Source organism: Brevibacillus gelatini (genome assembly GCF_003710935.1).
GTDB lineage: Bacteria > Bacillota > Bacilli > Brevibacillales > Brevibacillaceae > Brevibacillus > Brevibacillus gelatini.
Genome location: NZ_RHHS01000022.1, coordinates 38,993 through 54,444, shown reverse-complemented (window position 1 = coordinate 54,444; position 15,452 = coordinate 38,993). Strand labels below are relative to the sequence as shown.

13 protein-coding genes and 1 riboswitch are annotated in these 15,452 nt (G+C 54.4%); all 13 genes read left to right on the top strand.

Going from position 1 to position 15,452, the window contains the following annotated elements:
* The first annotated feature begins 6 nt into the window (after positions 1–6).
* The 13 genes from EDM57_RS09995 (at position 7) to EDM57_RS09935 (ending at position 15,444) form a co-directional block, all read left to right on the top strand.
* Complete coding sequence (locus EDM57_RS09995) at positions 7–900, top strand: ABC transporter permease (protein ID WP_122904623.1); 894 nt, start codon at positions 7–9, stop codon at positions 898–900.
* A 175-nt stretch (positions 901–1,075) separates the two neighbouring features.
* Positions 1,076–2,167, top strand: a complete 1,092-nt coding sequence (locus tag EDM57_RS09990) for a M24 family metallopeptidase (RefSeq protein ID WP_342771477.1) — start codon at positions 1,076–1,078, stop codon at positions 2,165–2,167.
* 15 nt (positions 2,168–2,182) lie between these two features.
* Positions 2,183–2,387, top strand: a riboswitch (cobalamin riboswitch).
* 161 nt (positions 2,388–2,548) lie between these two features.
* Positions 2,549–3,589, top strand: coding sequence for an ABC transporter substrate-binding protein (locus EDM57_RS09985; protein WP_122904621.1), 1,041 nt, complete (start codon positions 2,549–2,551; stop codon positions 3,587–3,589).
* Between the two features lie 47 nt (positions 3,590–3,636).
* Positions 3,637–4,674 (top strand): FecCD family ABC transporter permease, encoded by a 1,038-nt coding sequence (locus tag EDM57_RS09980; RefSeq protein WP_122904674.1) that lies wholly within the window; start codon positions 3,637–3,639, stop codon positions 4,672–4,674.
* A complete protein-coding gene (locus EDM57_RS09975) occupies positions 4,671–5,468 on the top strand; it encodes a heme ABC transporter ATP-binding protein (RefSeq protein ID WP_122904620.1) in 798 nt (265 codons plus the stop codon). Before EDM57_RS09980 ends, EDM57_RS09975 begins: the two co-directional genes overlap by 4 nt.
* Positions 5,469–5,608: 140 nt before the next feature.
* Positions 5,609–7,426, top strand: coding sequence for a translation elongation factor 4 (gene lepA / locus EDM57_RS09970; RefSeq protein ID WP_122904619.1), 1,818 nt, complete (start codon positions 5,609–5,611; stop codon positions 7,424–7,426).
* 104 nt (positions 7,427–7,530) lie between these two features.
* The gene (gene hemW, locus EDM57_RS09965) at positions 7,531–8,673 is read left to right on the top strand and encodes a radical SAM family heme chaperone HemW (protein WP_122904618.1); all 1,143 of its coding nucleotides are present in this window, start codon (positions 7,531–7,533) and stop codon (positions 8,671–8,673) included.
* A 193-nt stretch (positions 8,674–8,866) separates the two neighbouring features.
* Complete coding sequence (hrcA, locus tag EDM57_RS09960; protein ID WP_122904617.1) at positions 8,867–9,892, top strand: heat-inducible transcriptional repressor HrcA; 1,026 nt, start codon at positions 8,867–8,869, stop codon at positions 9,890–9,892.
* A 58-nt stretch (positions 9,893–9,950) separates the two neighbouring features.
* On the top strand, positions 9,951–10,493 hold the full coding sequence (gene grpE, locus EDM57_RS09955; protein ID WP_122904616.1) for a nucleotide exchange factor GrpE: 543 nt from the start codon (positions 9,951–9,953) through the stop codon (positions 10,491–10,493).
* Between the two features lie 51 nt (positions 10,494–10,544).
* Positions 10,545–12,371 carry a molecular chaperone DnaK gene (gene dnaK / locus EDM57_RS09950; RefSeq protein ID WP_122904615.1) on the top strand — a complete coding sequence of 609 codons (1,827 nt, stop codon included), beginning with the start codon at positions 10,545–10,547 and terminating at the stop codon, positions 12,369–12,371.
* 157 nt (positions 12,372–12,528) lie between these two features.
* Positions 12,529–13,656, top strand: coding sequence for a molecular chaperone DnaJ (dnaJ, locus tag EDM57_RS09945; protein ID WP_122904614.1), 1,128 nt, complete (start codon positions 12,529–12,531; stop codon positions 13,654–13,656).
* A 69-nt stretch (positions 13,657–13,725) separates the two neighbouring features.
* Positions 13,726–14,667, top strand: coding sequence for a 50S ribosomal protein L11 methyltransferase (prmA, locus tag EDM57_RS09940; RefSeq protein WP_122904613.1), 942 nt, complete (start codon positions 13,726–13,728; stop codon positions 14,665–14,667).
* Positions 14,668–14,685: 18 nt separating this feature from the next.
* Entirely contained in the window at positions 14,686–15,444 is a 759-nt protein-coding gene (locus EDM57_RS09935; RefSeq protein ID WP_122904612.1) for a 16S rRNA (uracil(1498)-N(3))-methyltransferase, read from the top strand.
* The last annotated feature ends 8 nt before the right edge of the window (positions 15,445–15,452 follow it).

The window sequence follows — 15,452 nt, the reverse complement described above, 5'->3', positions numbered from 1 at the left end:
AGAGACATGGCAGAGACACAAGTACAGACGGTATCCCTGAGAGCGAAAGAGGAAGAAGTTGTCTCTCCTTGGCGGGAAGCCTGGAGAGCTTTGCGAAAAAACAAGCTCGCCATGGCAGGACTGGCGATCATTCTGTTTTTCGTGACGGTTGCGGTGCTGGCTCCCGTAATTGCTCCGTATCCGTATGACCAGGGGGAGTTGGTCATGAAAAACAAGCCGCCGTCCGAGGAGCATTGGTTTGGAACGGATTACAACGGGCGGGATGTGTTTAGCCGCGTCGTCTACGGTGCGCGCATTTCGCTCTGGGTAGGGACCTTCTCGGTCATCGGTTCTGTCGTGGCAGGCACGATTTTGGGCCTGTTGGCAGGCTTTTACGGCAGATGGGTTGATACCATCATCTCTCGCGTTTTTGACATCATGCTGGCGTTTCCAAGCATTCTGCTCGCGATTGCCATTGTCGCCATTCTGGGGCCATCCTTGCAAAATGCGCTGCTGGCGATCGCGATCATCAACATTCCGAACTTTGGGCGTCTGGTGCGCTCGCGTGTGTTAAGTCTCAAGGAAGAGGAGTTCGTCATGGCGGCGCGCGCAATCGGCATGAAGGACTCGCGCATTTTGATGCAGCACATTTTGCCGAACAGCCTGGCACCGATCATCGTGACCGGGACGATGGGGATTGCGACAGCAATTATTGAAGCGGCCGCGCTTGGCTTCCTGGGGCTCGGTGCCCAACCGCCGGAGCCGGAGTGGGGGAAAATGCTCTCCGATTCCCGCCAGTACATCCAGAAGGCACCTTGGACGGTTATTTTCCCAGGACTGTCGATCATGCTGACCGTACTCGGCTTCAACCTGATCGGGGACGGATTGCGGGATGCGCTTGACCCGCGGATGAAAAACTAGTGCGCAGCAAAAGGGGCGTGAAGGGACACAACCAGTCCTTTTCGCTTCTTTTTTTGTTTAACCCAGCCGTGGCGGCTTCCGGGTTCAGAGAGAAACTTCCAGTCCGCCCTTCTTTTTTGGGCAGGGAAATGGTATTCTCTAGGATAGAATCTTGTCGAAAGCGAAGGTGGCGCAGGTGTACTTGGAGCGCATTTCGAAACTGCACGATTATTTGACCAAGCAAGAGCTCGACGCGGTAGTCATCACCTCTCCGAAGCATGTTTACTATTTGACCGGCTTTTTTACCGATCCGCACGAACGTTTTATGGGACTGGTGATTCCGGCTAAGGGCGAGCCATCCCTGATCGTTCCTGCCCTCGACCGCGAAGCGGCAGCAGCGGCTTCAACCGTTCAGACGATTCACACTCATACGGATACCCAAAATCCGTACGAGCTTCTCAAGCAAGTGCTGCCAGCGAACCTGAAAAAGCTGGGTATTGAAAAAAGCCACATGACCGTAGAGCGTTACGAAGCGCTGGGGCAAGCCGTCTGTGCAGAAAGCTACGTGGATGTGGAAGAGCCGCTCCGCGAGATGCGCCTGATTAAATCGGCAGATGAAGTGACTCGCTTGAAAAAGGCTGTGCAACTGATTGAAGATACACTCAGCGAGACGTTGAAGACATTCAAAATCGGCCAGACCGAAATGGAAATCGTCGCGGAGCTGGAATACCAGATGAAGCGGCTGGGAGCGGACGGCCCGTCTTTTTCCACGATGGTTTTGGCAGGGGAAAAATCGGCACTGCCGCACGGAACGCCTGGTTCGCGCAAGGTGCAGGAAGGCGATTTGCTCCTGTTTGACATCGGGGTAGCGGCAGACGGCTACGTTTCCGACATTACCCGTACCTTTGCCGTCGGCCAGATCAGCGAGCAGTTGCGCGATATTTACGAAACGGTGCTGGCCGCAAACGAGGCGGCGATTGCTGAGGTTCGTCCAGGAGTGACATTTGCCCATCTCGACAAAACGGCTCGCGACGTCATTGCCGCAAAAGGCTATGGCGACTACTTCATCCACCGTCTGGGCCACGGCCTGGGCATGGATGTGCACGAATATCCATCCGTACATGGGCAAAATCAGGAAACGCTGCGCCCAGGCATGGTGTTCACCATTGAACCAGGGGTGTATGTGCCGGGAGCAGGGGGCGTGCGCATTGAGGACGATGTGCTCGTAACCGAAACAGGCGTAGAAGTGTTGAGCAAGTTTCCGAAAAAACTGACGATGATCGGATAAAGCCGCAAACGTACAATTGAATAGACATCTGATGGTGCTGCGCGGAATCGTTTGGTTCCGCCAGCTTAATAGGGAAGTCCGGTGAAAATCCGGCGCGGTCCCGCCACTGTAACGAGGAGTGTCCAGCAAAAAGCCACTGTTTTTCGCGCGACGAAAAATGGGAAGGCGCTGGGGATGATGATTCGTAAGCCAGGAGACCTGCCATGAGATGATGTGCAATCGGCCCCACGAGGATGGGACAGATGTGGAAGCAGACGAGGAAACGGCGTCATTGGCAACACCGTATCTATCGTCGTGTCTCGTTATGTCAGGCACCTCCCGATTGAAAAAAAAGGGGGGTGCTTTTTTCTATGACAAAACAAAAGAAGAGGGGTTATGGAGATGAGTACAATTCGCTTAAGAAAAAAAGGGTTCCACGGTTTCCGGATGGCAGCGCTGGCAGCGATCATGCTGCTTTTGTCCGCGTGCAGCTCTGCCGCACCCGCTGCGACCGAATCCACTGGCGCAAAGCAAGCCGCAACGCCTGAGCATACGGCCCAGCCTGCTTTTGACAACAAACCCGTAACGATTGTGACCAACGGGATCGAGATGACGTACCCGGAAGCGCCACAACGCGCGGTGACGCTGAACCAGCACGTAACCGAAGTGATGCTAGCGCTGGGACTGGCTGAGAAAATGGTCGGAACCGCGTACCTGGACGATCAAATTTTGCCTGAGTGGAAGGCCGACTACGACAAAGTGCCAGTCCTGTCCGACAAGTATCCGACCAAAGAAGTGCTCTTGGCCGCAAACCCCGACTTCGTGTACGCAGGCTGGAAAAGCGCCTTTGGCGACAAAGGGGTAGGGTCGATGGAGGATTTGGAAAAGGCGGGGATCAAATCGTACCTGCAAGAGTCTTCGAACAAGCCAGGCCCGACGATTGACGATGTTTTCGCAGATATTCAAAACATCGGCCGCATTTTCCGCGTAGAAGACAGGGCGAACGCACTGATTGGCAAAATGAAAGCGGAAATGGAGCAAACCGTAAGCAAAATCGGTACGGTGGACAAGCCGCTGAACGTATTCGTGTACGACAGCGGAGAAGACCAGCCGTTTACCGCTGCCAACAACTACATGACTTCCCTGATTAAAGCGGCAGGCGGCAAAAACGTGTTCGACGACATACCGAAAGGCTGGGCAACCGTTAGCTGGGAAGAAGTGGTAAACCGCAAGCCTGACGTGATCGTGGTTGTGGACTACGGCGACAGGACGGTAGAGCAGAAACAACAATTCCTGCTCACGAAAAAGGAACTGGCTGACGTGCCGGCAATCCAAAACAAGCGCCTGATCGTGCTGCCATTGTCTGCAGCGTCCGAAGGGGTACGCGCACCTGTCGCGCTGAAAATTCTCGCCGAAGGGCTTTACCCGGATCGATTCCAATGAGAAAAGATTGCAAAGAGAAGGAGGGAACGGCCCTGCACAAGATCAAGATGCCCTTCCTTATTGTTGCGCTGCTGATCGGGCTTGTCGTCTCGATTACGTTTGCGGTGACACTCGGCTCGGTGGAAATCCAGCCATCTACCGTTTGGAAAATTGCCTTATCGCATCTTCCGCTGGTCCATCCATGGATTGAAGCGGATTGGTCAAAAGGAGAACAGACGATTATCTGGGAGATTCGCTTTCCCCGCATCCTGCTGGGGGCTGTCGTCGGGGCCGGGCTGTCTGTTGTGGGGGTGGCGATCCAGTCGCTGGTTCGCAACTCTTTGGCGGACCCGTACATATTGGGAGTTTCCTCTGGCGCATCTACAGGCGCGACGCTGGTCATTTTGTTCGGAGCATTCAGCATGTACGGACAATACGCGCTTTCCTTCGGTGCTTTCACAGGATCGCTTGTCTCGATTCTGCTTGTTTTTGCCTTGTCCCGCATCGGCGGGCAAAACTCCACGGTACGTCTGCTTATGGCAGGCATCGCGATTTCCGCCATTTTGTCTGCCATCACCAGTCTGATTATTTTTTCCGCGCCCAATGAGCACGGCATTCGCTCCGTTCTGTTCTGGATGAGCGGCAGCCTGGCTGGAGGGAAATGGGAGTATTTGACCATCCCGACGCTGATCGTCGCGATCTGCCTGATTGTCCTGTTGGCGCAATACCGTTCGCTCAATGCGCTCCTGCTGGGTGAAGAAGCGGCGGGAACGCTGGGCATCAACACGGTGCAATTTCGCAAGCAGCTATTGGTCATTACCGCCCTGCTTACCGGCGTCATTGTGTCAATCAGCGGGGCGATTGGCTTTGTCGGCTTGATGATGCCGCATATCGTTCGCGTCATCGTCGGTTCGGACCATCGGCGCGTCCTGCCTGTCAGTGCCTTGTTCGGGGCCATTTTCCTGATCTGGGCAGACGTGATCGCCCGGCTCGCGTTTGCGCCGGAAGAGTTGCCAATCGGGATTATTACGGCGCTGTGCGGCGGTCCGTTCTTTATTTGGCTGATGCTGCGCAGCTCCTATTCTTTCGGAGGTAGCGGTCGATGAATCTGCATGTGGAAAACATTTCGGTCGAGCTGGAGAAAAAAACGATTTTGCGCGACGTTAGCCTGAAGGTCCGCTCCGGTGAATTTGTGGGGCTGATCGGGCCGAATGGCAGCGGGAAGTCCACCCTGCTCAAAAGCATTTATCGGGCGCTGAAGCCGCGCTGCGGATTCATTTCTTTGGACGGGGCTGACGTCTACGAGCTTTCCGCCCGGCAAAGTGCGCAGCGTATGGCGGTCGTGCGGCAGGAATCGTCAATCGAGTTTGACTTTACCGTCATGGAAATCGTCATGATGGGGCGCTCTCCCCATAAGAAGCTGTTTCAATCCGATACCGCCGCTGACAGCCGCATCGGTGAAGAGGCACTGGAGCGGGTCGGCATGCAGGAGTACGCCTCACGCAGCTTTTTTTCCTTGTCTGGCGGGGAAAAAAAGCGCGTGCTGATTGCGAGAGCCTTGGCCCAACAAGCCGAGTTTCTCGTGCTGGATGAACCGACCAACCATCTGGACGTCCGGTATCAGCTGCAAGTGATGAATCTGGTCAAGACGCTCGGGATTACCGTGTTTTCTTCGCTGCATGATCTGAATATGGCCGCCATGTACTGTGATCGGCTGTACGTCCTAAGCGGCGGGGAGTTGGTTGCTTCCGGAACGCCGGAGGAAGTGCTTGAACCTGGGGTGATTCGCGACGTTTTCGGGGTAGAAACAGAGGTGGTCACGCATCCGGGCACGGGGAAAAAACATGTCTATTTCTTTTCCGAAGCAGTCAGCAGCCAGCGGCAGAAGGTCAAGGCATGATGAACGAACGGCGTCAACAAACTCCGTATTCTCTTTGGTTGCTCTTTCTATCAGGCGTTTGTTATAATTACCGTTAGTGTATTTTTTCGAGCGCAATCTGCATGTTTCGATGGATTCGCGTGGGAGGGAACGAACAACACATGGATCGCCGTGAAAGACAGAAAAGGATTCGAAATTTTTCCATCATCGCCCACATTGACCATGGAAAGTCGACGCTGGCAGACCGCATTTTGGAGCTGACCGGAGCATTGACTGCACGTGAGATGGAAGCCCAGTTTCTGGATACGATGGAGCTGGAAAAAGAGCGCGGGATTACAATCAAGCTGAATGCCGTGCGTTTGAACTATAAAGCAGATGACGGAGAGGATTACATTCTCCACTTGATCGACACGCCTGGACACGTAGACTTTACGTACGAGGTATCCCGCAGCCTGGCTGCCTGTGAAGGGGCGATTCTCGTCGTAGACGCTGCCCAGGGAATCGAGGCACAGACGCTTGCCAACGTCTATTTGGCGCTGGACAACAACCTGGAGATCATTCCGGTCGTCAACAAGATCGACCTGCCGAGCGCAGAGCCTGAGCGCGTGAAGCAAGAGGTAGAGGACGTCATCGGCCTGGATGCCAGCGAAGCGGTGCTGACTTCTGCCAAAGCAGGTATCGGGATCAAGGAAGTGCTGGAGGCAGTCGTGCAAAAAGTGCCGGCTCCAGAGGGAGATCCGGACGCGCCGTTGCAGGCCCTGATTTTCGACTCGTATTTTGACCCGTACAGAGGGGTTATCGCTTCGATTCGCGTCGTCAACGGTACGCTCAGAAAAGGCATGAAAATCAAAATGATGGCGACCGGCAAGTCGTTTGAAGTGACGGAGATCGGTACTTCGACGCCGCGCCAGACGCAGGTGGAGGAACTGACTGTCGGTGATGTAGGATACGTGGCCGCCTCAATCAAGACAGTAGGCGACACGCGCGTCGGGGATACGATCACCGATGCGGCCCGACCTGCTGCCGAGCCGCTGCCGGGCTACCGCAAGATCAACCCGATGGTATTCTGCGGCTTGTACCCAATCGAGACAAGCGAGTACAACGACCTGCGCGAAGCACTGGAAAAGCTGCAACTCAACGACGCGTCGCTGCAATTCGAACCGGAGACGTCGCAAGCGCTCGGCTTTGGCTTCCGTTGCGGCTTCCTGGGACTTTTGCACATGGAGATTATCCAGGAGCGCATCGAGCGCGAGTTCAACATCAACCTGATTACGACTGCGCCGAGCGTAATTTACCGCATTACCCGGACGAATGGCGAAGTGATCGAGATCGACAACCCGTCGAAGATGCCGGAAGCGCAAAAAATCGAAATGATCGAGGAGCCGTACGTGCTGTCCACGATCATGGTGCCAAAAGAGTACGTCGGCGACGTCATGCAGCTTTGCCAGGGCAAGCGCGGGGACTTCCTCGACATGCAGTACATGGGCGAAAACCGCGTGCAGCTCAAATACGACATGCCGCTCTCCGAGATCGTCTACGACTTCTTCGACCTGCTGAAGTCGGGTACGCGCGGATACGCCTCTTTTGACTACGAGCTGGCAGGCTACAAGCCGTCCAAGCTGGTGAAGATGGATATTCTCCTAAACGGCGAGATGGTCGATGCCCTGTCGTTTATCGTACACAAGGATACGGCTTACGCTCGCGGAAAAGTGATTTGCGAAAAGCTGAAAGAGCTGATTCCGCGCCAGCAGTTCGAGGTGCCGATTCAGGCGGCCATCGGGCACAAGGTCGTGGCCCGCGAAACGATCAGCGCGCTGCGCAAAAACGTTCTTGCCAAGTGCTACGGCGGGGACATTTCGCGGAAACGCAAACTGCTCGAAAAGCAAAAAGAAGGAAAGAAGCGCATGAAAGCCGTCGGTTCCGTCGAGGTGCCGCAAGAGGCGTTTATGGCTGTATTGCGCATGGATGACAAGAAATAGGCCTGACCTTGTGTCAGGTCTTTTCCATTCGTTGACAAGCGCAGCGCAGTCTTTGCGCGAACGGGTTTTTCACCTGTATTCAAACACGAAGGAGGGGAAGAGTCCTGATGCCGCAATCGGTATACATCCACATTCCCTTTTGCACAAATAAATGCTACTACTGCGATTTCAACTCGTTTGTGACGAACAATCCGCAGCTGGTCTGGGACTACCTGGACGCCTTGGACAAGGAGATGGAGCTGACGTTCCGCGAGCAGCCAGTTCAGGAGGTCAAGACGATTTTCGTCGGCGGCGGTACACCTACTTTTCTCGACCACGCCCAGATGCGAAAATTTTTGCAGACCGTGCAGACTCACCTTGGCCCCTATTGGACGGAGGACATCGAATTTACGATGGAGGCCAATCCGGGGACGACCGATGTGGAAAAGCTGCGGATCATGCGCGAGCTTGGCGTCAATCGGCTCAGCTTTGGCGTGCAGTCGTTTGACAATGCCCTGTTGAAGCGGCTGGGCCGGATTCACGACCGCGACGACGTGTACCGCAGCATCGAGAATGCGAAGCAAGTCGGGTTTGCGAACGTGAGCATCGATTTGATGTTTGGCCTGCCGGACCAGACGCTGGAGATTTTTCGCGAGACGTTGGACAAGGCATTCGCGCTGGGAACGACGCACTTTTCCGCCTACAGCCTCAAGGTTGAGGAAAATACGCTGTTCCATACGCTCTATCAAAAAGACCAGCTCCCGCTCCCGTCGGAAGAAACCGAGCTTGAAATGTACCTGGTGTTGATCGAGGAGATGGAGCGTCACGGCTACCCGCAGTACGAAATCAGCAATTTTGCAAAACCGGGCTACGAGAGCAAACATAATAAAACGTATTGGCTCAATCGTGAATACTATGGTTTGGGGGCGGGCGCCCACGGCTACGTGTGCGGGCAAAGACATGTCAACGCCGGACCGCTCATGCTCTACATGCAAAAATGCAAGGAAGGCTTGCCGCGCGTCGAACAGTTTGCGGTGCCGAAGGAAGATGCGATGGAGGAACAGATGATTTTGGGGCTGCGCTTGCGGGAAGGAGTCGATCTGGCCCAGTTTGCTTCGCGTTTTGGCGTATCTGCGCACGAGGTTTTTGGGACGATAATAGAAGAAGAGATTGCCAAAGGCATGCTGGAAGAGCAGGACGGCTGTCTGAGACTGACCCAAAAGGGACTTCCGCTCGGGAATGAAGTATTTGCGCGTTTTCTGCGCTAAAATCGGGACGCTGCTGGCGAAAAATGTGAGAATTTGACTGCGTATCTCGTCCAAGTCCGTTGACAAATCCTTCTACTATTGATACCTTAGTAAATAGATTTAGCACTCGTTACGTATGAGTGCTAACAAACGTTCCGAACAGCGGAGCGACCACCATATGATTGAATGCTCATCGGGGAGGCGAGCGACATCCATGTTATCTGACCGCCAACAATTGATTTTGAACGCGATTGTCGATAATTACATTCATTCTGCCGAACCGGTCGGTTCCCGGACGATTTCCAAACGGGAGGACATCGGCTTTTCTTCGGCGACCATTCGCAACGAGATGTCCGATTTGGAAGAGCTTGGGTACTTGGAGCAGCCTCACACGTCGGCAGGACGAGTTCCTTCGACAAAAGGGTACCGTTTTTACGTCGACAATCTGATTCAGCCACAGCACTTGAGCGAGGCCGAATTGGGCAAGCTGAAACAGTTGTTTGCCGAGCGTATTCTCCACTCCGAAAAGGTGGTAGAGTACACCGCTCAAATTCTTTCCCAGTTGACCAATTACACGGCGATTGTCCTGGGACCGGAGATTTTTGAGCATCGGTTAAAACATATTCAAATCGTTCCTCTGAACGAGACACAGGCGGTAGCGATTGTCGTTACGCATACCGGACGCGTGGAGAACAAGCTGATCGATCTTCCCGAAGGCATTGGCCCAAGCGAAATCGAGCGCCTCGTCAACCTGTTGAATGCCAAACTGACCGATGTGCCGCTGTGGCAGTTGAAGCAGCGCGTCTATCAGGAAATATCGGGCGAGATGCGCCGCAATGCGGAGCAGTACGAGGAAATGCTGATGATTCTCGACAAGTCGCTGAAGCCGGAAGAGGAACGCGTATACTTACGCGGTGCGACCAAAATCATGAACCAGCCGGAATTCCGCGATGTAGACAAGGTTAAGGACATTCTGGAGCTTTTGGAGCAACAGGATCAGTTATTGCACTTGATCGGAATGCCGGGAGAGGGACTCAAGGTGCGCATCGGTCAGGAAAACCAGCTGGACGCGATCAAGCAATGCAGTATCATCACCACCTCCTACTCGCTTGGAGGCAAGCCCGTAGGCATGGTTGGCATACTTGGCCCGACGCGAATGGAATATGGCAAAGTCATTTCCGTACTCAATTATTTGGCAGAAGGCTTATCGCGCATGCTGACTTCGCAGTTTGAGAAATAAATGGAGCATGGCTCGCTGATTTTTCAAATCAGGAAAGAGCCCCCAGGAGGTATCGACGTTGAGCGAGGAAAAAATGACCCAAGATCCGTCTGTCGCAGAGGAGCAAGCCAATGAGACAGCCGGAGAGCAACAGACGGCCGAAGTGAACTGGGAGCAGGAAGCAGCCCAGTGGAAGGCACAGGCGGAGGAGCATCAAAACCGCATGCTGCGCGCCATGGCTGACATGGAAAACTTGAGACGTCGCGTGCGCAAGGAGCAGGAGGACCTGGCCAAGTACGCTTCCCTGAAAATCGTGGAAGAGTTGCTGCCGGTTCTCGACAACTTCGAGCGCGCACTGGCTGCCGACAAGGAATCCATGACGGTAGAATCGCTTCTGGAAGGAGTCAACATGGTATACCGCCAGATGGTGCAAGTGTTTGAAAAAGAAGGCTTGAGCGCCATCGAGGCACAAGGGAAACCGTTCGACCCGCACATCCATCAGGCTGTCATGCAGACCCAGAACCCTGAATATGAATCGGGCGTCGTAGTGGCCGAACTGCAAAAAGGATACATGTTCAAAGACCGCGTCGTTCGTCCGTCGATGGTTCAAGTGAACGAATAAGCTTGATTTCATCTATTCATTCGATGAGAAAGTGTTAGGAGGATATATTGTATGAGTCGCGTAATTGGTATTGACCTTGGAACTACTAACTCTTGCGTAGCGGTAATGGAAGGCGGCGAGCCGGTCGTTATCGCCAACGCTGAAGGAAACCGCACCACTCCTTCTGTGGTCGCTTTCAAAAACGGCGAGCGCATCGTAGGGGAAGCGGCAAAACGCCAGGCGATCACCAACCCTGACAACACGGTTATTTCCATCAAACGCCACATGGGAACGACCCACAAAGAAACGTTGGAAGGCAAACAGTACACCCCAGAGCAAATCTCGGCGATGATTCTGCAAAAGCTGAAAGCAGACGCGGAAGCTTACCTGGGCCAACCTGTAACGCAGGCGGTTATCACTGTACCTGCCTACTTCAACGACTCCCAACGCCAGGCGACCAAAGACGCCGGTAAAATCGCCGGTCTGGAAGTGCTGCGTATCGTGAACGAACCAACCGCAGCAGCTCTTGCATACGGTATGGAAAAGACCGAAGACCAAACCGTTCTCGTATTCGACCTTGGCGGCGGTACGTTTGACGTTTCCATTCTGGAACTGTCCGACGGTTTCTTCGAAGTAAAAGCGACCTCCGGCGACAACCAGCTGGGTGGGGACGACTTCGACAATGTGATTATCAATTACCTCGTGAACGAGTTCAAAAAAGAGCACGGCATTGACCTGTCCAAAGACCGCATGGCTCAGCAACGTTTGAAAGACGCGGCGGAAAAAGCGAAAAAAGACCTCTCTGGCGTGCTGACCACGACCATCTCGCTGCCATTTATTACAGCAGATGCGACAGGTCCAAAACACCTGGAGATGAACCTGACTCGCGCCAAATTCGAAGAGCTGTCCGCTGAACTCGTAGAGCGCACCATGGGTCCAACCCGTCAGGCGCTGAAAGACGCAGGCTTGACGCCAAGCGAAATCGACCGCGTAATCCTCGTCGGCGGTTCTACACGTATTCCGGCCGTACAGGAAGCGATCAAGAAGTTCATCGGCAAAGAACCGCACAAAGGCGTGAACCCGGATGAAGTGGTAGCGCTGGGTGCTGCCGTGCAAGCAGGGGTACTGACTGGTGACGTGAAAGACGTCGTCCTGCTCGACGTAACTCCGCTGTCCCTGGGTATTGAAACATTGGGTGGCGTATTCACCAAGCTGATCGATCGCAACACGACCATCCCAACCAGCAAATCCCAAGTGTTCTCTACTGCTGCTGACAACCAGACTTCTGTAGAAATCCACGTTCTCCAGGGCGAGCGCCAAATGGCGGCCGACAACAAATCGCTGGGCCGCTTCACGCTGTCTGACATCCCGCCAGCGCCACGCGGTGTTCCGCAAATCGAAGTTTCCTTCGATATTGACGCAAACGGGATCGTGAACGTGCGTGCAAAAGACCTGGGCACAGGCAAAGAGCAACGCATCACCATTACGTCCAACTCCGGTTTGTCGGATGAAGAAATCGAACGCATGGTTAAAGAAGCCGAACTGAATGCGGAAGAGGACAAAAAGCGCAAAGAGCAAGTGGAAATCCGCAACGAAGCTGACCAGCTCGTATTCACTACCGAGAAGACACTCAAAGACGTGGATGGCAAGGTAGACCAGGCGGAGATTGACCGTGCGAACGCTGCCAAAGACAAAGTGAAAAAAGCGCTGGAAGGCGGCAACATTGACGAAATCAAAGCTGCAAAAGACGAACTGTCCGAGATCATCCAACAAATCACCGTGAAGCTCTATCAGCAGGCTGCACAGGCGCAGCAAAATGCAGGGGGCGCAGCAGAAGGTCAAGAACCGAAGAAGGACAATGTCGTTGATGCTGACTATGAAGTGGTAGACGAGAAATAGTAATCACGAAGGAAGTGTGAGGGGAGAGCGACTCTCCCCTCGCTCCCCGCGATGTGACCCCATGGAAGTCAAAGTCACGCAAAAGCTGACTTTGACTTTTTTTCGGGTCTGTCACATGCTATGATAACAGTTGACTATCATGGGAGTGATCTAGGAGATGAAACGCGATTACTACGAGGTTCTGGGAGTGTCCAGGGACGCGGACGCCGAGGAAATCAAGAAGGCGTACCGAAAACTTGCGCGCCAGTACCATCCGGATGTAAATAAAGCGGCTGATGCGGAAGAAAAGTTCAAGGAAGTCAAGGAAGCATACGATGTCCTGTCTGAACCGCAAAAACGCGCACAATACGATCGGTTCGGCCATCAGGACCCGAATCAGGGCTTTGGCGGCGGTGGGTTTGACACTTCGGGCATGGGCGGCTTCGGAGACATTTTTGACATGTTCTTCGGTGGCGGCGGCAGACGCGCGAACCCGAACGCGCCGCGCAAAGGGGCCGATTTGCAGTTTGGCCTGAGCATCGACTTTATCGACGCGGTATTCGGGAAAGAAACCGACGTGGAAATTCCGAAAGAAGCGGAATGCGATACGTGTCTTGGCTCCGGGGCGAAACCGGGCACAGGCGTCCAGACTTGCAAAACTTGTCACGGAACCGGACAGCAGGAAGTGGCAGCCAACACGCCGTTTGGCCGCATCGTCAACCGCCGTGTATGCTCCACATGCGAAGGCAAAGGGAAGGTTTACAAGGAAAAATGCTCCACATGCCGAGGCAGCGGACGCGTCAAGGTGCGTCGCAAAATTCATCTCAACATACCGGCAGGTGTCGATGACGGAGCACAACTGCGCGTCGCTGGCGAAGGGGAACCGGGTGTCAACGGAGGACCTCCGGGCGATTTGTATGTCGTGCTGCGCGTGAAAAGCCACGAGTTTTTCGAGCGCGAAGGCAACGATATTTACTGCGAAGTGCCGCTCACTTTTGCACAGGCAGCGCTCGGCGATGAGATTGAGGTTCCGACCGTGGATGGCCGCGTGAAGCTGAAAATCCCCGCGGGAACCCAGACCGAAACCTTCTTCCGCTTGCGTGGAAAAGGGGTGCCGCATCTGCGCGGCAACGGCCGTGGCGATCAGCACGTCAAAGTGCGCGTCATCACGCCGACGAAGCTGAGCGACAGGCAAAAGGAGCTTTTGCGCGAGTTGGCCGAGTTGTCCGGAGAGAAGCCGGGGCAGCATGGCGGAGAAGATGAAAGCTTTTTTGAAAAAATGAAACGGGCATTCCGCGGCGAGTAATCGGTCGCGGTTTTGTCCGCTTGTAGTGAATAAGTCCATCAGGTAGCAAAAGTGGGGAGTGGTAGATTCGTGAAATGGTCAGAAATCAGTATCCATACAACAGCGGAGGCTACAGAGGCGGTGTCCAGTCTTTTCTATGAAATGGGGGCCAACGGTGTCGTCATCGAAGACCCGGAGGTGCTCTATCGCGAGTGGGATACCCCTTTTGGCGAAATCTACCAGCTCTCTCCTGACGATTTTCCGGACGAGGGCGTATTCGTCAAGGCGTATTTGCCTGTCGACAGCAGTGAGCTGATTGATGTCGTGGAAGAATTGAAAGAGCAACTGGCCCAGCTGACCGACTACGGCCTGGACATCGGCAAGGCGACCATCGCGGTAAACGATGTCCATGAAGACGAATGGGCCCACGCCTGGAAAAAGTATTACAAGCCTGTGCACGTCTCCGACCGGATGACGATCAAGCCTGTCTGGGAAGAGTATGAGCCGCGGCATCCGGAAGAAATCATCATCGAGATGGACCCGGGGATGGCTTTTGGTACAGGCACGCATCCGACAACCATTCTCTGCTTGCGCGCGCTGGAAAAGTATTTGGCAAAAGGCGATCGCGTGTACGACGTGGGAACCGGAACGGCGATTTTGAGCATTGCCGCAGTCAAGCTCGGTGCCAAAGACGTGCTTGCGATGGATTTGGACGAGGTGGCGGTGCGCTCCGCTCAGGCCAACACCGAGCTGAACGGCGTGCACGAGCAAATCACCGTCAGACAGAACAACCTGCTGGATGGCATCGAGGAGCAGGTGGAGGTCATCGTCGCCAACATTTTGGCGGAAGTCATCCTGCGCTTCACAGACGATGTATTCCGCTTGCTGAAGCCAGGCGGCACGTTTATTGCGTCCGGCATTATCGAGGCGCGGGAAGCGGACGTCAAAGCCGCTTTGATTGCTTCCGGGCTTGAAGTCGTGGAAACCATTTTCATCGACGACTGGGTAGCAATTGTTGCAAAAAAACGATAGAATAGTGAGGTTGGCGAGATGCAACGATATTTTGTCGAGCCACATCTCTTTCATGAGCATGAGCTAACGATTATCGGAGACGATGTTCACCATATCGTAAACGTGATGCGGGCGCGGATCGGGGACGAAATCCTCGTTTCGGACGGAGCGGGCAGAACGGCGCGAGCCAGGCTCGTCAGCTTTTCTGCCAAGGAAGTCCAGGCAGAAGTGATTGAAATGCTCCAGGAAGAGCGTGAGCTGCCGATCCGCGTCACCATTGGTCAAGGAATGCCAAAAGGCGAGAAGATGGAGTGGATCTTGCAAAAGGGGACGGAACTTGGGGCGTACTCCTTTTTTCCGTTTTCTTCCGAGCGGACCATTGTCAAGCTGGACGCCAAAAAAGAAGCGAAAAAGCTGGAGCGCTGGCGCAAAATCGTCAAGGAGGCGGCCGAGCAGTCACACAGGGCTGTTTTGCCTGAGCTGCTCGCACCTGTTTCGTTTCGCGAGGCGCTTGCGGCAGGTCAAGCCTATACGCATGTCGCCATCGCCTATGAAAAGGAAGGCAGTACGACGATCCATGAAGTGCTGGAGCAAATGGCAGCAGGCGACTCCCTGCTCGTCCTGATTGGCCCGGAAGGGGGTTTTTCCCCGGAGGAAGTGGTCCAGGCGGAGAACAAAGGATTTTTGCCAGTGTCCCTCGGCCCCCGCATTTTGCGCACGGAAACGGCAAGCCAGTACGTGCTCGCCGCCGCTTCCTACCAGTTTGAACGAAAAGCTTCGTCGCATCGCAAAGGGTGAGCGCAAGC

What these genes read in the sequence shown, in the direction of transcription:
- EDM57_RS09995 (WP_122904623.1), top strand. Translation starts at nt 7, where the DNA reads ATGGCAGAGACACAAGTACAGACGGTATCCCTGAGAGCGAAAGAGGAA.
- EDM57_RS09985 (WP_122904621.1), top strand. Translation starts at nt 2,549, where the DNA reads ATGAGTACAATTCGCTTAAGAAAAAAAGGGTTCCACGGTTTCCGGATG.
- EDM57_RS09980 (WP_122904674.1), top strand. Translation starts at nt 3,637, where the DNA reads ATGCCCTTCCTTATTGTTGCGCTGCTGATCGGGCTTGTCGTCTCGATT.
- EDM57_RS09975 (WP_122904620.1), top strand. Translation starts at nt 4,671, where the DNA reads ATGAATCTGCATGTGGAAAACATTTCGGTCGAGCTGGAGAAAAAAACG.
- lepA (WP_122904619.1), top strand. Translation starts at nt 5,609, where the DNA reads ATGGATCGCCGTGAAAGACAGAAAAGGATTCGAAATTTTTCCATCATC.
- hrcA (WP_122904617.1), top strand. Translation starts at nt 8,867, where the DNA reads ATGTTATCTGACCGCCAACAATTGATTTTGAACGCGATTGTCGATAAT.
- dnaK (WP_122904615.1), top strand. Translation starts at nt 10,545, where the DNA reads ATGAGTCGCGTAATTGGTATTGACCTTGGAACTACTAACTCTTGCGTA.
- dnaJ (WP_122904614.1), top strand. Translation starts at nt 12,529, where the DNA reads ATGAAACGCGATTACTACGAGGTTCTGGGAGTGTCCAGGGACGCGGAC.
- EDM57_RS09935 (WP_122904612.1), top strand. Translation starts at nt 14,686, where the DNA reads ATGCAACGATATTTTGTCGAGCCACATCTCTTTCATGAGCATGAGCTA.